Here is a 19712-nt window from a genome sequence, read left to right as displayed (position 1 = left end):
GGACAGCAGGTGCTCCAAGGTGGCGAATTCGGAACGTGGCAGCCTGCACTCCGCTGCTTGAAGGTCGCCGGCCGCCGCTGCTGACCGCTATTTCCAGTGGCCCCGGAGAACGAGGTTCCGCCCGGGCGTTTGCATGGTGGCCGGGTCATAAGGGATTGGCCACCTCCGGCCGTGCGCTTCGGAAAGCGGCGTTCGGACTGCGCAGATCGCGAAAGCCGTTCTCTGCGTGCAGCGGAGCGGGAAGCACTCGGGCTGGTCTAGACGCGAGAGCAGTTCTCTGCGGGATGGCTTTTGCCGTGATTGCGACGCGAAGTGCAGCGAATGGCCAAGGCGGGTAGGTGAAGCAGAGCGAGCCCCTGAGCTTGGCTTTATCGTTGGCTACAGCCTCTCCTCTCGCAAAAGCTTGGACAGTTCGGCGTTATCGCGAACGCCGAACTCAAACCAGTTAATGCCCTCGCTGCTGCCTGTCCACGATCACTCGACGTACCGCAATCATGTTCAGTACACCAATCTTCGAGGATGCGGTCCAGTTGCTGCAGTATCTCATTCGTCAGCGGTTCTTTCGGCCAGTCGGTCTTACTCATAAGGGGTTCCTCATTGATCTGCTGCTTTGTGGCCGCTGAGGAATGCCATCGCGGCCGAGGCACGGGTGCTAAGCGCTGGCGCGCGCAAAAGGTTTCCACACAATGTGGTGTGGCGAACTGTGGCGGGGAGGTGAATGCCTCTCGAGATCGGTTTTGGACAAAATCGCACAGCGTGGCAGGTCCCCGCCGACAAGGATTTTGCCACCAAGTCGAGACCTTTGAGGTTCTGGAGCCGCTAGATGGTCTCTTCAGCATTCCCTGGATCGGTCGACGCACGGCGGCACAACATTCGTCACCGGTCCCGCGCAAACGGGAAAAGCCGGAACAATCCTGTCCGATCGAGGTTGGTAGACATCCAAACAGCAGACAAAAGGGAGCAAGACCATGCCGGAAGATGTCAAATCTCCGCAGGATCATCCAACAACCCGTAGCACCACGGGAGGCCCTGATGCGCCAGGCTCCACACAGCCGGCGCCGACGCTCAACGATCTGAAACAGAAAGTATCTGAAGATCTGAACCAGGCGAGGGACGCTGTCTCAGAAAGCAAGGCGACCGTTATGGGCAAAGTCGAGGAGACGGTCGTCGATCAGAAGAACTTTGCAGCACGGCAGGTCGGAGGCATCGCAAGTGCGCTCGAGAAAGTTGGCAACGAGTTGGAAAGCGGCGATCAACGCGATGTCGGGCATTTTGCCAAGCGTATCGGTCGCGACATTCAGGCAATCGCCACCGACATGGAAGGACGGGATCTCGGCGAGATCGCCGGCATGGCGGAAGATTTCGGTCGAAGAGAACCGGTCGCCTTTCTAGGCGCTGCAGCCTTGGTCGGTCTCGTCGCAAGCCGGTTTCTAACCGCCTCGGCGAAACGGTCGAGGACGCCGACTGCATCCGGTCAATCAGGAGGAAGCAACAATGGCTAAGGCAAATGAGAATACGCCGCTATCAGAATTGATTGGCGGTCTTCTCTCCGATGTCACGGGACTGCTGCGAAAGGAAATCGATCTGGCAAAGACCGAGGTCTCCGAGAAGGTCAAGAAGGCCCTGAGTGGCGTCGAGTTCCTGATGATCGGTCTCGTTCTGGCTATTGGTGCCGTCGGCGTGCTTCTCAGCGCGCTGGTAAGCGGGCTGGCAGTCGTGCTTTCGCGGTACGGTATTAGTGAGGTGAGCGCCAACGCGCTTGCAGCCGTCATCGTCGGCTTGGTTATCGGTGCAGTCGCCTGGCTTCTCATCTCCAGGGGCATCGCCGCCTTGCGAGGCACGGAGCTCACGCTCGACCGCACCACGGCATCGCTTCGTCGCGATGCCGAAATCGTTAAGGAGAAAGTGTAATGGCGCATTCTTCCGACAAATCTTCGGCCGATCTGCAACGCGAGATCGACACCGATCGCCAACGGATCGAAGCCCGTATCGACGCGATTCAGGAGCGCATGTCGCCCGGACAGCTTGTTGACGAGGTGATCGCCTATGCAAAGGGTAGTGGCGGCGCCGACTACATCACCAATCTTGGAAAAGCGGTTAAGGCCAATCCCTTGCCTGTCGCCTTGATGGGCGTCAGCCTGGCCTGGCTGGTGGCCAAGCAGGGATCGGCATCGCAACCGACCCCAGCAGCCGTCGACAGACAGAACCTGCCTCTCTATCCCGCCCGCGGAACGATCAGGCGAGTGGGGCCGCCGGAGGAGATTGGCGGGGTACGCTACAGCCATTTTACCGACGAGGCCGGACAGCGGTTCAAGGCATTGACGGATGAAACAGGCCGGCGCGCCGGCGACTTTCTCGATTCGACCGGAAAGGCCTATCGCGGTTTTTCCGATGCCGCTGGCGAACGAGTGTCTGCCATTCGCGATGAAGCCGGCTCGATGCTCGATGCCTCTCTCGGCTGGGCATCCGATACGTGGAGCACCGTCAAGGACGCCGTTGGCGGCGCCGCGCAGTCGATTGGCGACGCCGCGGGATCGATTTCGAGTACTGCGACATCCACGGGAACGGCACTGCGCGAGCAATCGGGCCGGTTGAACGATGCCATCCTCTCCCACTTCCGCGATCAGCCTCTTGTTGGTGGCGCTCTGGCATTTGCGGTCGGTGCCGCAATCGGAGCGGCGCTCCCACATTCACAGCAGGAGGATGAGGTTCTCGGCGAGGCCGCAGACGCAATCAAGGCGAAAGCTGCGACCCAGATCGATCAAGCCGTGGACAGGGGCAAAGAGGTTGCTTCGGATGTGGTCGACAAAGCTGTGTCGCTGACGGCTGACGTTCATGATGCCGCAAAGGACCGCCTCGGCGAGGAGATCAATGCTCTGAAAAACAAGGATGCCGCTCGATAGGCTGCGGCAGGCTGCTGAAGCGCGATTTTCCGGTTCGCGCGTCAGCACGCTCATCCCTGGCACGCTCTTCTTCGCGCGGACATGTGCAATTGCCTCACTGGCACCGGGCAGTCCACGCGGCAAATTGCGAATCTTAACTGGCGCGAAGAGGCCGCCAGCTGTGGGCGCCGACATGCTGTGGATGGCTTCTATCACCTCTGCCTCTTTCCCAATGAAGATGTGGTGCGTTGCTTTTACGCGCCTCAGATGAACTTCTGAAACCCCTGAGGCCAGCCGATCCGATGAAGACAAAGCGAAAGAGGATCGGCCGCTCATCCGTGTCAATGGCGTTGCGCCCAGCCCCATCTGGACCCACTGAAAGTCAGCGGAGGGGCAACGATGGAGAAGCTCGAGACGAGACTTTCGGCTCCGACACGCCGATGGGCCCAGCCGGCGGAAGTGGCTCGCCCTAGCCCGGCGGGCGCAGGCGCGTTGGGCTAGAAATTATCCCGATAGTCGGATGACGTCCCGGAACCGGATCGTAGCGACGAGCCTACCGGCTTCGTCCGTGATCTCGAAGCGCATGCCGTCAATGTGTTCTTCCTGCAGTATCATTTCGGCTACCATTTCTCTGGCCGAGCGGCGCGCTTCCGATCGTGCGGCCTCGAGCGAGGGTAGGTCCATGCCATCTTGGTCAACATCCTCGATGTCTTTTGATCGAATATTGAAGAAAAACAGCATTTTCTGCTCCTTGCCTGAAAAACGGCAGACACCTTAACTGGTTCCGTCCGCTTTGCGGGGACTCACCGCGTGTCGCAGACACCCGGCATCCGTTTTCTATGGGCAGTCGAGATTGCGACAACGGTGGGGGCGCTGTTCACGATACTGGATTGGGCCTTTATTGGGCGCTGGGCGAGGCGCGTCAACACGCTACCTCCAACCGAATGCACTGGCGGGATCGTCTCGCGTTGCCCAATCCCTCTTCGATCGCACAGAAAGCACCAGGTGTCAGGCGACAGGCCTTAGCAGCATTTAGAGGAAACGAACCGGGAAACACCGTCATGGGCATGACCAGTATCACTGTTGTGCCTTTTTGTAGCAAAGGGGAACCCCCGTTGCATGGCACGGCGCACACGATTTCGTCGATTGCCCGGCAATGATGACGATAAGATCAGTCTTCCGCAGAACCCTCGGATCCGTTCTGCGTTTTCAAGATCAAAGCGAGGTGTCTAGGATGCGCGTGCTGATCGTCGAGGATGAGCTCGAAATTGCCGCTGTGATCGAGGACGTTGCGCTTAAGCTCGGGTTCGACGTGATTGGACTTGCGAAAAACGCAGCCGAGGCCATTCAGATGGCGGGTGATGCGGATATCGCGGTCGTTGATGTCCGCCTCGCCGACGGCTTGTCGGGTCCACAAATTGCGCAGGAGCTAGTGAGCCGCTACGGTATTGGTGTGGTCTTCCTAACCGGTAATCCGGAACTGATTCCAACCGACCTTCGCATATCCGTCGTGACGAAATCGCCGGATCCGAGCGCGATCGCGAAAGCCTTGAGCGATGCGGCTGCCTCGCGGCAGTCGCGATCAAATCCAAGATTTAAATAAAGATTTCTTGAGCATCTTGTCCGCTACCGTACAGAACATGGAAACGGCGAAATCCCGCAATACTTCATAATCTTTCGTCAATACCGCCATGGTCTATTTCCCCTAAATTCATGGGGAGCAACATGCTGGCAATCCTTCGTTTCTTGATCCTCGTTTTTTTTGTGCCTGTTGCAGCGATCGCGGCGGACGAGGATTGGCGTGTCGCCAAAACTTCGGGCCAAGTGAGGTACACGCTCGACCGCGCGACCTGGGTCGATCTGCATGCTGGCGACGCCGTTCCCAACGCGGCGTGGATATTGACGGGGCCTCGGGGCCGCGCGCAGCTCGTCCGTGGCGTTGAAAGCATAGGTTTCCAACCGGGCACGATGGCTTCGATCACCACGACCTCAGGCTTCTTCTCCAGAAAGACACAGATCGTCCAGCAGGTTGGCGCGCTGGATCTGGAGATTGAAAAGCGCAGCCAGCCTCATACCACGGTGCAAACCCCCTTTCTTGCGGCCTTGGTAAAGGGAACAATATTCCATGTCAGCGTTGGCAAGACGAAGGCTTCGGTATCCGTGGATCGAGGGCTTGTGCAGGTCACGTCTTTTGCCAGCGGCCAGCGATCGAACGTCGGGCCTCGCCAGAGTGCCACAGTCGACAGAGCACGCGGTATGACGGTAGCGGGTCAGGCTTCCGCTCCGTCAGTGACTTCGGTTGCACCGTCTGTCGCCCCTGTCCCAGCTGTCGGAGCTGCAAAGCTCTCCGGTAAGGCGGCAAAGGAGGCAAAGAGCAGCGTGTCCAGCGCGGATGCGACGTCCGAGGCCTCCGCCAGCAATGGCAAGGGTAAAGGTGATAGTCGTGGCAGCGGAAATGAGGGCCGCAGTTCCGGCAGCGGGAATGGAGGCGGCAAAAGCAATAGCGGCGGCAATGGCAGCGGTCATGGCAATGGCAGCGGCAATTCCGGCCATGGCAACGGACATAGCGGCGGCAGCGGCGGCAACTCCGGCAACGGCAATAGCGGCGGCCAAGCCAACGGCGGCAAGGGAGCGAGCGGCAATAACGGCAGCGGCAACAATGGGCACGGCCAGGGCGGCGGCAACAGTGGAAAGGGAAACAACGTCAACGGAAACGGGCAGGGCAAGAACAAGTGAGAGCGGTCGCGTGCGTGCGGTGGCCAAACGTCTTGCCTATCTCCGGTACGTCGGTCTTGCGGGCCGCCGTCGTTCTTATGATGCTGGCCCTGCCGGTGGCCGCTCCCAGCATCACGCCGCTTAAACAGATCAATGACAATGTCATTGCCGAGCGTTTTCGCTGGGCACCGCGTCACGCGAGCGGAAAGATCGTCTTCATTGCTATCGATAAGCGCAGTCTGGACGCAGTCGGCATCTGGCCTTGGCCGCGAAGCACCTATGCAAGGCTGCTCGACAACTTGGCCGCTGCTGAGGCGAAAGACATCTTCTTGGACATCGACTTCTCCACCCCCTCGGACGGGGAGGAGGATCAGGCCCTCGCATTGGCGGTCTCCAATGCGGGCGGGGTCCTATTGCCGGTGTTCCGCCAGCAGCTCGCAGCGGGCTCAGCGCAGACGACTTTCTCCGAGCCGATCCCCGATTTCCTTCAGGCCGCGTGGCCCGTACTCGCCAACGTTTACCTTGATGCCGATGGCTCGGTCCGTAGGTTCGACCTCGGCGGGGAGCTGGACGGCAGTCCGACTTCATCAGGCGCTGTCGCTTTGGCGGGTCGCTCAGAAACGTCCGGAACCCTGCCGATCGATTATTCGATCGCACCTGATACCATTCCGAGCTACTCTCTTTCGGACGTCCTGAATGGCAGGGTCGCGGCAGCGCAGCTCAAAGGGCGAGCCGTCATCGTTGGCGCTTCTGCCGCCGAACTCAAGGATTTTTTCTCCGTACCGGTTTACGGGACGCTTCCCGGTCCGCTCATTCATGTTCTCGCTGCCGAAACGCTGCTGCAGAACCGGATCCTGACGCATCCTGACGCAATGCCTTTGGAGCTTCTGCTCGCGGCGGTTTTGATCGTCGTTATCTTGAAGACGCGTTTTACGTCCATGATCGTCATCACAGGCCTCGCCGGTATCGTGCTCGTTTTAACCGAAGTGGTGGCCTTCCGCCTCCAGGCCGATGCCGGGTTGCTCGTGGGGACGGCAGAGTGCTGGGTACTTGTCGGGCTGGCTTGGGTGCTGGCCCTCAACGAGCGGGTCGACCTCAGCCAGATGCTTGCCCTGCTGGCAAGCAGCGAAAGCAGGAATGCCCGATGGCTGATGCGGTCCATCATTGTCGGCAGTTCGGACGGCGTTATCGCTTTCGACAGCGCGCTTAGGGTTGTGGAAATCAACCAATCTGCGAAGTCAAGCCTCGGCATAGAGAAACACGCGTTTCTTCCTGACAGCCTCGATCCGGTCACGGCCGCCGCGCTTGGAGATTTGCTTCTGCGGCGCGACAAAGAGCCAGACAAGGTCCAATCCGTGGGCGTCGAATTTCGCCGACAAGCGGGCGATGGAGACGCATTTTTCGAGGCTTCGATAACCGTTTCTCCCCTCGACGTGTCTCCTGCGAAGCCAGCATCGTCCTTTGCCGGATGCGCAATCATTCGCGAGATCACCGCCAGGAAGCGCTACGAAGATAATCTGAAGAGGCTCGCTGAGCGCGACGAGCTGACGGGGCTCCTGAACCGTCGCGAATTTCTGGCGCGCCTGACAGGTGCTGACGGAACTATTGCGGTCATTGACGTCGAACGCTTCTCGACGATCTGCGCAACCCTTGGGCGCGATGTTGGTGATGCCCTTCTAAACGCAGTTGCTTCCAGGCTTGCGTCAACCTTCCGGGAGGCTCCGCTGGCGCGGATCGATGGCGATCTCTTTGCCGTTTTTCTTGCAGGAACGGAGACACCGGCCGCGCAGGTCGAATGCGTTCTCGGCCTGTTCGAAGAAGCGATCGTACTTGGCGCCTTGTCCCTGACGGTTGCGGTCCGGCTCGGGCTGGCCCGATCGATCGCCGACGATCCGGTGGCGGCTTTGCATGCAGCAGAATCCGCGCTGCACGCAACGAAGCAAGCAGCCGGTCGCTGGTCCGAATTTGATCCGGCAACCGCCTTGCGACAGCTGCGTTCACGCCGGTTGGAGATCGAGATGCGCGATGCGCTGAGGAAACAAGAGTTTTTTCTTGCTCTTCCAATCGCAGGTCGACCTGGCAAGCGGAGAGTTCGTCGGGGCAGAAGCGCTGCTTCGGTGGCAGCATCCAGAACTTGGAGCGATATCGCCCGTCGAATTCATCCCCATTGCCGAATCGTCTGGTCTGATCTGCGATATCGGCCGCTGGGTTCTGATGGAAGCTTGTGCAGAGGCGGCGCGATGGCCGACCGGAATTATTTCGGTCAACGCCTCATCGATCCAATTCGAACGATCAGACATGGCCGCGGAGATCGAGGCGGCACTGACATCGAGCGGTCTACCGGCATCGCGCCTCTGTGTGGAACTGACGGAGTCAGCCTTTATTGGCGACGGCGGGCGCTCCAGGACGAAGATGACCGCCATCCGGCAGACCGGTGTGCGGATCGCGCTTGACGATTTCGGAACCGGCTATTCCTCCATGCGCTATCTCGCCGACCTGCCGCTCGACAAGCTGAAGATCGATCAGTCCTTTGTGCGTAGAATGACAGGTGAGGCTGGCGTCATGGAAATCGTCAAGGCGATCATGTCGATGGCGCATGGCTTGGGTCTGGATATCATCGCCGAAGGAATTGAAGGAAAGAATGAGCTTGATGTGCTTCGTCAGCTCGGATGTAAAACAGGGCAGGGCTATTTCTTTGCAAAACCGCAATTTTCAGATCAAATGCTGAGGCAGTACGGTCTGACTGTTGCGTCACAGGTTTCAGCCTGAAGCTGCTCAGGCCGGACGAAACCACGCTTCGAAATGTCGCGAACTGGTAAACGTGCACGTGAACTATGGCTGCGCGTGACCAGTTGGTAGCACCGCCTGCCACTGGCTCACGCCATGCGTCAAGAACGCTGATCTGAAGGCTAATACTCGTCAAAATGGCCTAGCTGACTCAAGGGCATGCCTTTCGCGAAGTCTCGGCTGCGAGCTAGCGAACAGTTCAAGGATCAGCTCAAGGCACGCGGCTACCGTTTAGCCGGTGGCAATGACAGAAGCCGAAGGCCTGGTGGTCGATCTTGCAGAAGCGAGGCTCGAAGAGCAGCTGCATATCTTCGCTCCGAGATCTATTGCTGGGACGAGGCCGATCCACCTGTCGAGCAGGCTTACCGCGTTCGATCCTCTTCAAGGCGCGGCCGCTTTCGCAGTGGACCGGGACCTTGTGGCCTGACATTCCTCTATGCGCGCAAGGATCGAAAATTCCTCGGGCATCTTGTGTTGGTCTGATCCGACCAATGCCAGCGTCCAATATTCGCGATCCTCGCCAAAGACGGTCGAAACCTGAACGACAACTGGTCGCGCCTCCGGTTGTCTGGCGACAGCCCAGTAATAGGCGCCGGGTTCCAACCCAATCATTTTATCGGTCCTCATTTATTGATCGGCCAAAAGCGATCCAGGGTGTGAGAGAGGCCGAGATGATGGTTCGACCTCTGTCGAGAGGAGACCACGATTCGGGTCGCGAGCCAGCATTTGTCCGCTGGCGTACGGTGGGCGCTCCATGAAGAAAAAAAGCTGTCTCCAGAATACGAGCGTGCCAATTTTCATCGGTTCGTTAAATTCCTGTGACAAGCGAGCGAGGACCTAAATGACGGGGGAACCAATGACACGGCGCTGGACCGAAAGCTGTAGCCCGATTGCCGCTACGCAGCGTGATGTCGATAAAGCGGCGGCGATCAACGCGCTTCTCGTTCGACCGATCAACGTTTTGCCGCAGAAGGCTGGTGATCCCATTCGACCCTTTGCGCGGGGTATCTTCGAGGACATCCGGCCTCTACTAAGGCCAGAGGTTGGGGTGACGAAGCTGAGACGGGCAACCGCAGTCTATGTCCGGCTTAAGCGCTACTATTTTGCAAGCGCCCAGCCCGACGCGATGCGACACGATCTGGAAGGCGCCGTCGTTGAAGCAGTGTCCGAGGCTGATCGCCTAGAAGCGCAACGCCGCTTTCTCGAGATGAAACAGAACGGGCTTGCAGTCGAGAAAACGCCAGACTCTGCGCCCCCAAAACCCACCAAGAACGAGCTTATCAGGGCCGCCCTTCTTAAGCGTCGATCTTCGCCCTCGAGATAGGCGGCCGCCAAGACAGGTCGAACCTTGAGGAGGGGTGACGAACTCATCCATCGGCCGTGGCGGTGCGCCTTGATCGGTCGCCGACCGGCGGCTCCTCCAACAGTCTCCTCGGCCACGGCGCTGCCATATTGTTGGCAGCCGGACGACGGAGATTATTCGAAACCGATGAAGCGCACTGTGCATTCTCCATAGGAATGAATGATGCGAAAGAGGCCGCTTGCCGCATTGGTATTGATGTGCTTTTGCGGCGTGTGCACGACGATGCGAAGATGTGCTTTCCTCGGCCGGTCCGTTACATAGGACATCTGCCCTTCTTCACTGACCAGCACGTCGAAGATTTCGGGCGCATCTGCCCCCTGCCTGAAAATCTCGATCAGCATAGCGCCTTGCCCTTGAGGTTCCACGGAGGGGAGGTTAGCCGACTTTCGATCAGGTTGAATCACCCTAATCCTTATCCATTTGGGGGTCAGGACCTACGCCGGTGAACTGTATGTTCAGATAAGACCCACCGTCCGTCAACGCCGTAAGTCAGGAGCGGAGGTCTTCCGTTATCGCATGAATGGAAGGCGTGCGTTTCTTCGCCGCCATCAAAAGGTCGAGTTCGATCGACGAGGGGCCGAACCGCTCAAATATGGCTTTGGCGCTCTCTCGGTCGAGATCATATTTTTGCTCGAATTCTTCCAGGGAATAGGGCTGGCCGCGCAGAGGGCGCTTGCGCTCGGATGTCGTCGCCACGGTCATACAAAGCTCCACAGTTTATGGGGGGCGTAATGGAACAGCTTCTTGATTGTTCCGCCCCCGCGGCGTGATCGGTCGCACGGAGAATCCCAGGTTTGCGCGGTCAGGAAGAAGCTGCAAGAGAAGGCCACAATCACCGACGGAGCGTCTTCCCGGTCGGCAGAACAACGAGCCTTCGGTGTTCTTAAACCGACCATAAGCCGGGCCTGCCGCGCGCGGGGGCGTACCGCCTGAGGTTTGATCGAAGTCTAGCCTTGCGCTTTGCTGACCAGAGAACGCTGAAACTTGCTTATCGGCATTCCTCCCTCAACGTGCCATTGGCACTCCGTCCACGCCACTCTCGCGTTCCCTGCTGCGGGCATTCTGCCTTTGGGGGTTGCACGACAGTGACGCTACCTGTTTCGACTGGGTCGATCGGGATTGAGATCCCACCCTGATCATAATCCTGCCGGTACCGGTCGGTGCCTGGCGGCATGCCACCGAAGCGGCCACTGGAGTCCATGTCGCCGAACGTCTGGGCGAACGCGGGAACGGCCCCGGAGGCGGTGAGAATGATCGAGATAGCTGCGATGAACCTGCGCATAACGGTCTTCCTTTTTTGCTTGCTCGACTAGAGAAATCGCCGTCGGCCGAGCTTGTTCCAGGCGCGTGATCTGCTGTTGCACATATTGGACCTGATAGACGTACCTGGTGCCCGCGCGGGTCCTCGTCACTGTCGCCGCTGTGTCACACATCCGGCATTTTCTAAGCGCCTGACGCAGCGGTCTTGAAGCGGATCGCGAAGCCCATGAGTTGCTACGGTTAGAAAAAAAGGGCGTGGGTTGGTTCAAGGTGATTGAGGGTGGACTTTATGGCGCGGCCGCGCCTGATACTGGTGCCGACCAAGTTTCGAAGCTTCGTGTGGAAGGGCAGAGGCGTTTGCAACAAGCTGGTCTCGAAGGCTTCGGGGCTCGCGAACGTTTGACAGGCATTGCTATCCCCTCATCCGGGAGGTTTTTCAAACTTCAGATTGATTTGCAATCCATGTTCTGTGGCAGTTGTCGGCACTACCGGCCGATCATATGACTGACCACTACTTTAGTTGTGCGTGAACAGGCCGGCCATCGCCTGAAAGCCCCTTGGTATCAGGCGCTTTTAGCGTTGCTACTGGCGTCCGCGGCCTCTCGACGAGCGGCGCGAGTTTCTTGTCTGTTGCTTCCTCTTCATCCGGCTTGCGCAGCGTAACGGCGCCCTTCAGCACGAGTTGTTTGCCCCGGCAATCAGCGTGCCGTAACAGAGACTCATGCTTCGACCGAATGGGCCGAGGAGATCAGCCCTGTGGCGGAAGTCGGCGACACTAAATCACCGCCGGAAACCGAATGTGTCGGCGACCATGGCAAAGTTCGCCGCTTTTTTGTGATCTGGTTTGCCTTTGCTGCGTAACATTCTCATGAACACAAATCTGCGGATTGGATCCCGTCGAGCCGACTGCGCCAAGACAATCGTGCGGCCTAAGCTGGGCAGGGAGCGAAAGGCCAGGACTTTGGAGGATGAGAGGCTTGCTCTCGGCGCGGACCAGATGATCGGTCTGATGTCGGCGATAGCGAACTCGCGTGATGTTGGCGCATTCGAAATCCTGTACGGGCATTTTTATCCGCGAGTGCGTTCTTACATGATGCGGATGACGAAGGGTGATCGCATTCTGGCCGAGGAATTGGCTCAGGAAACTATGATGCGCGTTTGGCACAAGGCCGCGCTCTTCGATGCCTCCAAGGCGCAGGCGTCGACGTGGATCTACACGATCGCAAGAAACCAGATGATAGACTCTGTTCGTAGAGGGGCGCGACCGGCATTCGACGCGAGCGATCCAGCTCTCGTGCCGGATGAGCTTGAAACGGCAGACGCAAAGGTCGAGCGAGAGCAGGACGCGGCAGCATTGAACCGCGCAATGATTGCCCTGAGCGGTAAGCACATGGAGGTTTTGCGGATGTCGTTCTTCGACGGTCTCACGCATTCGATGATAGCTGACAGACTAAGCCTCCCCATTGGAACGGTGAAATCGAGGATCCGACTTGCATGCGAGAAACTACGCCTAGCGCTTCAGGAACAAGCCAAATGATCGCACATCATCTGGATGGTGACATGCTGATGCAATACTGCGCGGGCACCCTTGCCGAGGGATGGAGTGTGGCCGTCGCTACCCATCTCGCCTTATGCCCCGCATGCCGATCAGAAATGCGGACGCTCGAAAGTGTGGGGGGGTACTTTCTTGAACGCGAAAATGCGGAAATAGACGATGTCACTGAAAGCTGGCGTCGTGTTAAGGACAAGATCGAGGCAGGACACATGGAAAAAGCCGTTCGAATGAAAAAGCGTTCCTCGTCCGATCTTACCTATCCGGAACCGCTCAGAACCTATATCGACGCTGCAGGTGGCTTAAGGTGGCGCTCACTGGGCCGGGGTGCCGCGCAAATGATAATTCCGATCGGGGACAAAACGACGTCAGTTAGATTGCTTAAGATCCCCGCCGGTCAGCCGGTCCCGGAGCATTCGCACGGCGGGCTGGAACTCACGCTTGTCCTCGATGGGAGCTTTAGCGACGAAATCTCGACTTTTGGAAGAGGGGACATAGAGATCGCTGACGGCAATCTAACGCATCAGCCGAGAGCCAACCCTGGGAGAGACTGCATTTGTCTCGCCGTCACCGATGCCCCGCTCCGATTCAAGAGCAGATTGTTGCGGCTCATACAGCCATTGCTGGGGATCTGACTTCTGACCAGGAGAGACGCTCGTCGCTCCTGCTGATACTCAACCGTTAGGTGGAAACGTCTCGGCATAAATCGCGAATACTTGACCAAGTATAATTTCATCTGATCGAGATTTATAACCGGCCCCTCCTCAGTTGAGCCGTCGACCTCGCCGATCAAGAAACCGGTGTCCACGCCCGCGATCTGGAAAGCGTCAACGGTCGCTCCTATCTCATGCTCCATAGGAACTAAGGGACGTCATCATGCCAGAACCTATCGATCGTCTGGAAGAAAGTCCTCTTGCCGAGATCATGCCCCCGGCGAGACTCTCGCACCGCGGAACGGTCCTCTGCGATTGCTGCCGTCAAAGAAAGAGCACGTGCGACTTCGACGAGGATGGTTTCGGCATCTGTTCAGAATGTTTCTGCTCCGACGTAGCCCCCATGGATCTGATGGCTCGGTTTCGAGACGACTAGCTGATTCTTCCGAGTGCGTACCTACGCTGAGATAAGCCGTGTTCTTCATCGCAGCTGGTCATCGCTCCTGATTGAGCAATCAAGTGCTCGGTGCGCCAGCGTACTCAAATGCGTCCGACCTTCCTAAAAGTTGCCCTATCGCGTAGAAATGTCGTCATCATCAGCATACGGAGCTCGTTGGCGCTGAAGGCTAAGTGTTTGTAGGTGCACCCTCGACCCGAAAATGAACGGGTGTATCGTGCTTCACTTTCGAAATCGTCCTGCACAAGCAATACTTCAAGAATTGGCCCGCCGTTATGTGGCAACAGACCAGGGCACGGAGCGGCTTGCCGAACGCGCTCCAGGTCCTCTCTGATGATCCTTCGCTCCTCGATGGGCGTGACGTTGACAAGGCAATGTCTGTGGTGGTTCACGAGCTTGCTCAGGAACAGCTCCAAATAACTGGCATCCTGTCAAGATGGGCGAACGGGGACGCCACTTAGAGCCCTGAACGAACCCCCATCTCCCGTGCGGGTGCAGCGGTCCAAGTTTGCGTTGGCACGATATAAGCAAAAAAAAGGGGGACGGCATGGGTGTTGCAACAACAAATTTCGAAGACACCATGTATGGCATCGAGGCGAATCTGTTGGTTCTGCGAGCTGCCTCAGCTTTGATGGCTGCAGGTATTCCGATAACGCGCCGAAGTATTGAAGAATATATGGGCCGATATTTTTCGAGGGATCTGGTAGACAAGCACCGGGTCGAGATCAATTTCATTATTGTTGACATCCTGGCGAGTGTTAAGGACCTCGACAAAGGATTCGCCTGGAATATGGATGGCTGACGCTATGAATGGTCGCTGCCTCGCGTCATTCGGCGTCTCGCCTATTTTGGTCAGCACTTGTGACGATAGCCTATATCCGCTCGACAATCGAAGTGTCGCCGGTCTCCTCGTGATAACGAGGCATCGGAGACGAGCAGCTTTGCGCGCGATCATTCCTAAGCTTGCCGCTGATCCTGGGGCTGCATGCTATTTTGCGGCCTGAACTGACTTGTATCCGGTGCGGGTGTCCTGGATGCTTTCAGTTTTTCTCTCAGCAACAATAGCAATATCCCGGATGCAATGAAACCCTGTAGGGACAAGTACGCACAGAAGATCCACCAGAACATGTTTCACCCATTTTCAAACTCGGCGCATGTGACATAGGACAGCGGATATCGAGGAAAACAGGGACCAAAGTCTGATGCTGTCGCCCCAAACGGATGGCAATCGCGGCGCGTGTTCAGGATGGTGAATTAAACAGGATGGCGATGCTTCATGGAGCGACCCCTGCTTGCGCGCAGTAAAGATCGGCAGCGAAGAGCAAGTGTAAACGGCAATGGCAATGGCTCCTGAAACTCACCGCACCATGACCCGCAAACGGTCCGGCCGGACGCTCCTGCGAGCGCCAGGAGGTGGTGCGAGGCCATCCAAGAGGGCCGCTCGCGAACAGTCGAACTGGTGCCATCCAGTTCTCTAGCAGGGTCAGGAAAATGCGCCCGTTTCCGTTTCAGAAGCACACGCGGCTGACAAGGTTCTACGGGGGAACTTTTCGGCCAAAGCTGGCTTATCCCTGATGCCCTTACGGTCTCAGTTACGCTCCCGAAGCGCCCCGACGGGAACATATCCCCTCCTGCGCTTCCTGCGGGCAATATCGAGGAAATGTGATATCGCCTGCTCTTCGCTGGAAAAGAGTTCACTCTTCTCACCGCCGGCCTTGCCGATCCGGCCCCAACTGCGCATGACCGCGATCTCGCCGAACAGCGTTGGCTGGATCGACAAGGTGTAGTAGCACGCCATGTTTCGCGTCTCGTCGATACGCTGGCTACATGGTCGACTATCGTCGGAACATTCAGACCTACTACCTGCCGGACGGCGACAACGTGACGATGGATATGCAGCCCTCCGCAGGGAGCGTCACCGAAGCCTTCGACCCCACCGAAATCGAGCGCCTGGTGCGGTGGGCGCAGGCGAACCCCGCAGACTACAGCTACGTCGCCTTCAGCGAAAAAGTGAAGGACGCCGGCTGCGCGGGATACCTCGTCTCGTTCCTGGGCCGCCGCGTCGTTTATTTCGGGCGCACAGCAGAGACCCATGTCGAACACTTCCCGAAGTGACGGGCTACGTTCGTGAAGCTCTGCGGATTTCTGATCGGCAGGCTAGCTCAAACGATCTGTGCTGAACTCGGATCGGTGAAGATACTTTTCCACCAACACCGCGCAAAAACGCGGCTCCGCCGCCTTCCGCCTTCCAGTATCTCGCTGCAGATAAATTCACTCGGCAGGCACCAAGCTTGACTCGCCATTCGAGAGGAACCCATCCGGAGCGACGAAGGCGGCCGCTCCCTGGTTGAAGCCGGCATGTGTCGCCATCCTCAGCTTTACCGGAGCGGAGCTTTCCATTCATCGCTTGAAAGTAAGAAAAATTTACATTACTTTGTCGCCAGTGTAGTGCGGAGAACTTTCATGCCTTCAGTTGCTCTCTCCATGAAAGGCCAGGTTACCCTTAAGCGCGACCTCCTTGCCCATCTTGGTGTGAAACCCGGAGAGCGGCTCGAATTCGAAAAGCTGCCTGGGGGCGAGTTACGAATCCGCGCTGTCCGGGCGACCGGCACGATCGGCAGTTTTATCGGACGGCACGCCGGCAAGTCCACAAAGGCGCTGACCATCGAGGAAATGAACGAGATAGCTGCTGAGGGCTGGAGCGACGACGCGTGAAAATCGCGGCCGATACAAATGTCCTGGCGCGGGCGGTTCTGCAGGACGACCCGCAGCAGGGCAAGGCAGCTGCAAAGCTTCTTGAGGAAGCCACACTAATCGCTGTTTCATTGCCAAGTCTATGCGAGCTGGTCTGGATCTTGCGGCGCGGCGCGAAGCTGTCCAAAGACGATATCGCTCAGACAATTCGCGATCTTCTGGTCACGGCGAAGGTGTCGATGGACAGGCCTGCCGTCGAGGCGGGTCTGGCTGTCCTTGAAGCCGGCGGCGATTTCGCCGATGGCCTCATCGCTCATGAAGGAGCGTGGCTTGGCGGGGAGACCTTCGTGTCATTCGACCGAAAAGCGACTGATCTGCTTAAGCTTCAGGGTCGGCAAACGCTTCTGCTAAACTAAATAAAATCCGCCGTACGAGCGAGAAATGTTGGAACACGCAACTATAAGTTGTAGATCGCATAATATGTATTATGGAACCAGGCGGGAAACAATAGGACGTCGCGGCACATGAATCGGGATGCCGCAGTTTTTGACACTGGGGACCGGGTGCGCTTTCGCCGGTTCGAGGTTCGCTGCCGACAAGGCCTGGTTCACATGAAGTTGCTGGGTTCGTCCTTGGTCAAAAAGACGGAAGGTTGTGTCGCTTCTCTGCTGTATTTCGGCGATGGTCAGCCCTGCACCAATTGCGTGGATGGTTCCGGCCTGAACGAAAAAGTCGTCACCGAATGCGGCCGCTTGCCATTTGACCCGATCGACGATCGATCCATCAGTAATGGCGTCCTTGTCCTCGATCGCTCAAGACGACCGCGACATGTGCGCCTGCTTCGGCCGCGAGCACGTACCACGCCTCCGTTTTACCGTTGGGCATGCCCATCCATTGCGCCATGACGTCGTTGGGGTGAACCTGGATTGACAGGTCCTCTTTCGTGAAAAGTAGCTTGAGGAGCAGGGAAGGATCGGGTGACGGCGGCTGTCTTTGACTCTTGGCCCGATCGAAGAGGAGTTCGCCAATTGCCGCTTGTTTACTTGAAGCGGAATTCCACGGCCGTAGATCGCGGCTTCCCCATGGTTTATAGCTCGTTCTGACGGCAGCTCGTTCGAATGCCATGCATGCTCCTGATTCCTTAGCCGCTAAGATCAGGAGGATCCGAGATCGGAACAGTTTTCCGCTTGCCGATTACACTTCACCAAGTGTCGCCTAGCATGACGTCAGTCTTTGGCGAATGCAGCCGGTATGTTCCGTAATGGACCAGTAGTTTGGTCATTACGGAACACACAACGGCTACCTACGAGTCCAAAAGTAACAGCTAATCCCGCATGTTGGCATCAGTCGACCCACCCTCATTTTCCCAGGAGGCGATCTCGCTTCGATCACGGTGTCGTTGAGCTCTGGGCGAAAGCGGATAATCTTTCGATGAAATCATGCTTTCCTTTATCCGTCGGATCAGGGCTGATTCATGTAAATGATCCGATCCGGCTTCCGCTCTAAGGTCCGATGTCGCATAGCGCCCCTTCTGGAGGACGCTTCGAAGCACGTCGTGAGCCGACGGTGGCCTTCCACGAAAGATCATGACCAGATCCATCCTGCGCCAAGGATGTACGCAACAACACAGAAGCTAAGGCCAGCGCAAATTCTCGCCAACCGTTCGTCGTAATACCAATTTCTTGAATGCTTGATCTCGGAAGACATTTCGTCCTCCTTTGTTGGGGCCAGGGATAAACCCTCGATAGCAGCGCCCGCTTCAATGCCGCAGTCAAACAACTATATGGCGCGCCGATGGGTCGATTACAAGTCACAACGAAAAATTACAGAGGTTTCATTGACATTCCGGTGCTTCTACCGGCCTATCGGACCTGTCAAAAGTAACTTGCGCCAATGAAACATTTAGAGGCGCTGAAGCTTAACTATTGCTGGTAAACAGTCCCTGGTCAGGTGGGAAAAATTCCAGTGCCAGCGATCCCACTTCCGTTTGCATCACCGTTTATCCCAAGTTTGCCACATTACCGAAAGCTCGCGCCCCCATCGCAAAACACACTCGGTTCCAGTTCTTGCATGGGGTCTCCGTCAAACTCAAAGGGCGGTCACGACTTTCGGGAAACATCGTCTCGGCACAATTCCTTGGCCCTGCCGCAGCCCGCTGTATCGGCGGACGGTACTTTCTTCAAAAGGAAACCCATAAAGGAGACATGAGTTTGAGCCACACGTACGGGCATTCAATCGATGCACTTGTCGGTCAAAACCTCTTGCGGATCCGCAAAGCCAAAGGTTTCAGTCAACCCGTTCTGGGCGCAGCCGTTGGCATTAGTTTTCCGCAGATTCAAAAATACGAGACAGGTGTCAATCGCATAAGCGCGAGTACACTCTACCGGCTCGCAAAGGTGCTCAACATTGGAATCGAAGATCTCTTCGTGGGCGTCGACATTGCCTTCGGCCACGGTAAAGGCGTGCAAGCCGACGGTCATGTCCGTCAAATTACGGAACTCGATCGAATTGATGATTCGAACGTACGGAATGCCATGAGGAGCTTGGTTCGTTGCTTGTCGGCACGCCCAGGCCCAGACTTCGTTTAGGGCGGTGCTCACCCGCCCTATTTTTGCTGCCGAGCAACCATCGAATGTGAACGCTCGGTGACGGTTCATCCCGCCGCTTTTTCCTGGATTCGGACCTGCAAGCACTGGGAAGGATCAGGTGACTTAATTCGCTAATGTACGTCGGATGTGAAGGTACTAGCTCGTTTGGTCCATTTGGTACCTGTTCCAGCATCTGAGCTTTTTCGGAGTCCGCTTCGTCACCCCTTAGCGGGCTCATTATCTGAACTCATCACGGTGCGAGGAATAGTTCGTTTGCCGCAAATTCCGAACCTGTGGACCGTAGTCGTCCTCCCGGCATTGAAACCGCATTGCTTCCTTGCCGCTCCGGCGTCACTCGCACAGCGGGTTATTTGGTGGCAACATATAACCAAGTGCAATGTACTTTTCGAACGCGTGGAGGCAGAAGGCGCCAAGATGTCACTCTGTGAGCGCTCCGTTTTCTTTTTGAAACTGGACACGCAAATTGCAAGCTGCAGGTCACGAACCGCTCGTGACGTGGCTTAACAAACCGCAGCTGAGGCAAGGTGGCATAATGTCACGTACCGACTGCCCACATCGACAAGAAGCAGTAATACGCGCTGACGAACTGGCGGGCTGTTGCGCTATGGAGCTCCTTGACGAGTCCCCAGTACTCTAGCGCATCAGCCATCACCCCGGTTTGACTGCTGCCTCTTCGTTCTCTGCGGCTCTTCGATCGGCGAGCAGCATGTCTAAAGCCTTGTGTTCGGGTCCCAATGGCC

19 protein-coding genes and 1 pseudogene are annotated in these 19712 nt (G+C 57.3%); 13 read left to right on the top strand and 7 right to left on the bottom strand.

Annotation, left to right across the window (positions count from 1 at the left end):
* The first annotated feature begins 1142 nt into the window (after nt 1-1142).
* From LVY75_34655 to LVY75_34645, 3 genes are read left to right on the top strand one after another with little or no spacing between them, the layout of a single operon-like run.
* Entirely contained in the window at nt 1143-1502 is a 360-nt protein-coding gene (locus LVY75_34655) for a nutrient deprivation-induced protein (GenBank protein XAZ25940.1), read from the top strand.
* Nucleotides 1495-1911, top strand: a complete 417-nt coding sequence (locus LVY75_34650; GenBank protein ID XAZ25939.1) for a phage holin family protein — start codon at nt 1495-1497, stop codon at nt 1909-1911. Before LVY75_34655 ends, LVY75_34650 begins: the two co-directional genes overlap by 8 nt.
* Nucleotides 1911-2903 carry a DUF3618 domain-containing protein gene (locus tag LVY75_34645; protein ID XAZ25938.1) on the top strand — a complete coding sequence of 331 codons (993 nt, stop codon included), beginning with the start codon at nt 1911-1913 and terminating at the stop codon, nt 2901-2903. The genes LVY75_34650 and LVY75_34645 overlap by 1 nt, the downstream gene beginning before the upstream one ends.
* A 483-nt stretch (nt 2904-3386) precedes the next feature.
* On the opposite strand, the gene LVY75_34640 is transcribed toward LVY75_34645, so the two are convergent.
* Complete coding sequence (locus LVY75_34640; GenBank protein XAZ25937.1) at nt 3387-3623, bottom strand: hypothetical protein; 237 nt, start codon at nt 3621-3623, stop codon at nt 3387-3389.
* Nucleotides 3624-4116: 493 nt separating this feature from the next.
* Here LVY75_34640 and LVY75_34635 point away from each other — a divergent pair, with 493 nt between their 5' ends.
* From LVY75_34635 to LVY75_34625, 3 genes and pseudogenes are all read left to right on the top strand, one after another.
* Nucleotides 4117-4485, top strand: a complete 369-nt coding sequence (locus LVY75_34635) for a response regulator (GenBank protein XAZ25936.1) — start codon at nt 4117-4119, stop codon at nt 4483-4485.
* A gap of 122 nt (nt 4486-4607) precedes the next feature.
* Nucleotides 4608-5618 (top strand): FecR domain-containing protein, encoded by a 1011-nt coding sequence (locus LVY75_34630; protein ID XAZ25935.1) that lies wholly within the window; start codon nt 4608-4610, stop codon nt 5616-5618.
* Between the two features lie 80 nt (nt 5619-5698).
* A pseudogene (locus LVY75_34625) lies at nt 5699-8366 on the top strand (EAL domain-containing protein).
* A 399-nt stretch (nt 8367-8765) separates the two neighbouring features.
* Here the strand turns inward: LVY75_34625 and LVY75_34620 are convergent.
* Nucleotides 8766-8996: a hypothetical protein gene (locus LVY75_34620; protein ID XAZ25934.1), complete on the bottom strand. Its 231-nt coding sequence runs from the start codon at nt 8994-8996 to the stop codon at nt 8766-8768.
* A gap of 244 nt (nt 8997-9240) precedes the next feature.
* Between LVY75_34620 and LVY75_34615 the strand changes: the two genes are divergently transcribed.
* A complete protein-coding gene (locus LVY75_34615; GenBank protein XAZ25933.1) occupies nt 9241-9708 on the top strand; it encodes a ProQ/FinO family protein in 468 nt (155 codons plus the stop codon).
* A gap of 152 nt (nt 9709-9860) precedes the next feature.
* On the opposite strand, the gene LVY75_34610 is transcribed toward LVY75_34615, so the two are convergent.
* Nucleotides 9861-10088, bottom strand: a complete 228-nt coding sequence (locus LVY75_34610; GenBank protein XAZ25932.1) for a hypothetical protein — start codon at nt 10086-10088, stop codon at nt 9861-9863.
* A 148-nt stretch (nt 10089-10236) separates the two neighbouring features.
* On the bottom strand, nt 10237-10449 hold the full coding sequence (locus LVY75_34605; protein XAZ25931.1) for a hypothetical protein: 213 nt from the start codon (nt 10447-10449) through the stop codon (nt 10237-10239).
* 1555 nt (nt 10450-12004) lie between these two features.
* Here LVY75_34605 and LVY75_34600 point away from each other — a divergent pair.
* The 3 genes from LVY75_34600 (at nt 12005) to LVY75_34590 (ending at nt 14471) form a co-directional block, all read left to right on the top strand.
* Nucleotides 12005-12544 carry a sigma-70 family RNA polymerase sigma factor gene (locus tag LVY75_34600; GenBank protein XAZ25930.1) on the top strand — a complete coding sequence of 180 codons (540 nt, stop codon included), beginning with the start codon at nt 12005-12007 and terminating at the stop codon, nt 12542-12544.
* Nucleotides 12541-13194, top strand: a complete 654-nt coding sequence (locus LVY75_34595) for a ChrR family anti-sigma-E factor (GenBank protein ID XAZ25929.1) — start codon at nt 12541-12543, stop codon at nt 13192-13194. Before LVY75_34600 ends, LVY75_34595 begins: the two co-directional genes overlap by 4 nt.
* Nucleotides 13195-14216: 1022 nt before the next feature.
* A complete protein-coding gene (locus tag LVY75_34590; GenBank protein XAZ25928.1) occupies nt 14217-14471 on the top strand; it encodes a hypothetical protein in 255 nt (84 codons plus the stop codon).
* 786 nt (nt 14472-15257) lie between these two features.
* On the opposite strand, the gene LVY75_34585 is transcribed toward LVY75_34590, so the two are convergent.
* Complete coding sequence (locus tag LVY75_34585) at nt 15258-15467, bottom strand: WGR domain-containing protein (protein ID XAZ25927.1); 210 nt, start codon at nt 15465-15467, stop codon at nt 15258-15260.
* A 29-nt stretch (nt 15468-15496) separates the two neighbouring features.
* Between LVY75_34585 and LVY75_34580 the strand changes: the two genes are divergently transcribed.
* The 3 genes from LVY75_34580 to LVY75_34570 all read left to right on the top strand — a co-directional run bounded on the left by LVY75_34580 (nt 15497) and on the right by LVY75_34570 (nt 16779).
* The gene (locus LVY75_34580) at nt 15497-15784 is read left to right on the top strand and encodes a DUF1398 domain-containing protein (GenBank protein ID XAZ25926.1); all 288 of its coding nucleotides are present in this window, start codon (nt 15497-15499) and stop codon (nt 15782-15784) included.
* 348 nt (nt 15785-16132) lie between these two features.
* Nucleotides 16133-16384 carry an AbrB/MazE/SpoVT family DNA-binding domain-containing protein gene (locus LVY75_34575; GenBank protein XAZ25925.1) on the top strand — a complete coding sequence of 84 codons (252 nt, stop codon included), beginning with the start codon at nt 16133-16135 and terminating at the stop codon, nt 16382-16384.
* Nucleotides 16381-16779 (top strand): type II toxin-antitoxin system VapC family toxin, encoded by a 399-nt coding sequence (locus LVY75_34570; protein ID XAZ25924.1) that lies wholly within the window; start codon nt 16381-16383, stop codon nt 16777-16779. The genes LVY75_34575 and LVY75_34570 overlap by 4 nt, the downstream gene beginning before the upstream one ends.
* A gap of 367 nt (nt 16780-17146) precedes the next feature.
* Here LVY75_34570 and LVY75_34565 read toward each other — a convergent pair whose 3' ends face one another.
* Together LVY75_34565 and LVY75_34560 are read right to left on the bottom strand one after the other, a co-directional pair.
* Nucleotides 17147-17488 carry a hypothetical protein gene (locus tag LVY75_34565; GenBank protein XAZ25923.1) on the bottom strand — a complete coding sequence of 114 codons (342 nt, stop codon included), beginning with the start codon at nt 17486-17488 and terminating at the stop codon, nt 17147-17149.
* 1106 nt (nt 17489-18594) lie between these two features.
* Nucleotides 18595-19020, bottom strand: a complete 426-nt coding sequence (locus LVY75_34560; protein ID XAZ25922.1) for a hypothetical protein — start codon at nt 19018-19020, stop codon at nt 18595-18597.
* Nucleotides 19021-19712 lie beyond the last annotated feature (692 nt).

This window comes from Sinorhizobium sp. B11 (assembly GCA_039725955.1).
Classification (GTDB): domain Bacteria; phylum Pseudomonadota; class Alphaproteobacteria; order Rhizobiales; family Rhizobiaceae; genus Rhizobium.
The sequence above is the reverse complement of the archived record's forward strand: the minus strand, read 5'-3'. Positions and strand labels throughout refer to the sequence as shown.

Coding starts and splice junctions, on each gene's coding strand:
- LVY75_34655 (XAZ25940.1), top strand. CDS start 1,143: ATGGGCAAAGTCGAGGAGACGGTCGTCGATCAGAAGAACTTTGCAGCA.
- LVY75_34650 (XAZ25939.1), top strand. CDS start 1,495: ATGGCTAAGGCAAATGAGAATACGCCGCTATCAGAATTGATTGGCGGT.
- LVY75_34645 (XAZ25938.1), top strand. CDS start 1,911: ATGGCGCATTCTTCCGACAAATCTTCGGCCGATCTGCAACGCGAGATC.
- LVY75_34640 (XAZ25937.1), bottom strand. CDS start 3,623: ATGCTGTTTTTCTTCAATATTCGATCAAAAGACATCGAGGATGTTGAC.
- LVY75_34635 (XAZ25936.1), top strand. CDS start 4,117: ATGCGCGTGCTGATCGTCGAGGATGAGCTCGAAATTGCCGCTGTGATC.
- LVY75_34630 (XAZ25935.1), top strand. CDS start 4,608: ATGCTGGCAATCCTTCGTTTCTTGATCCTCGTTTTTTTTGTGCCTGTT.
- LVY75_34620 (XAZ25934.1), bottom strand. CDS start 8,996: ATGATTGGGTTGGAACCCGGCGCCTATTACTGGGCTGTCGCCAGACAA.
- LVY75_34615 (XAZ25933.1), top strand. CDS start 9,241: ATGACACGGCGCTGGACCGAAAGCTGTAGCCCGATTGCCGCTACGCAG.
- LVY75_34610 (XAZ25932.1), bottom strand. CDS start 10,088: ATGCTGATCGAGATTTTCAGGCAGGGGGCAGATGCGCCCGAAATCTTC.
- LVY75_34605 (XAZ25931.1), bottom strand. CDS start 10,449: ATGACCGTGGCGACGACATCCGAGCGCAAGCGCCCTCTGCGCGGCCAG.
- LVY75_34600 (XAZ25930.1), top strand. CDS start 12,005: ATGATCGGTCTGATGTCGGCGATAGCGAACTCGCGTGATGTTGGCGCA.
- LVY75_34595 (XAZ25929.1), top strand. CDS start 12,541: ATGATCGCACATCATCTGGATGGTGACATGCTGATGCAATACTGCGCG.
- LVY75_34590 (XAZ25928.1), top strand. CDS start 14,217: ATGGGTGTTGCAACAACAAATTTCGAAGACACCATGTATGGCATCGAG.
- LVY75_34585 (XAZ25927.1), bottom strand. CDS start 15,467: ATGGCGTGCTACTACACCTTGTCGATCCAGCCAACGCTGTTCGGCGAG.
- LVY75_34580 (XAZ25926.1), top strand. CDS start 15,497: ATGGTCGACTATCGTCGGAACATTCAGACCTACTACCTGCCGGACGGC.
- LVY75_34575 (XAZ25925.1), top strand. CDS start 16,133: ATGCCTTCAGTTGCTCTCTCCATGAAAGGCCAGGTTACCCTTAAGCGC.
- LVY75_34565 (XAZ25923.1), bottom strand. CDS start 17,488: ATGGCATTCGAACGAGCTGCCGTCAGAACGAGCTATAAACCATGGGGA.
- LVY75_34560 (XAZ25922.1), bottom strand. CDS start 19,020: ATGAACCGTCACCGAGCGTTCACATTCGATGGTTGCTCGGCAGCAAAA.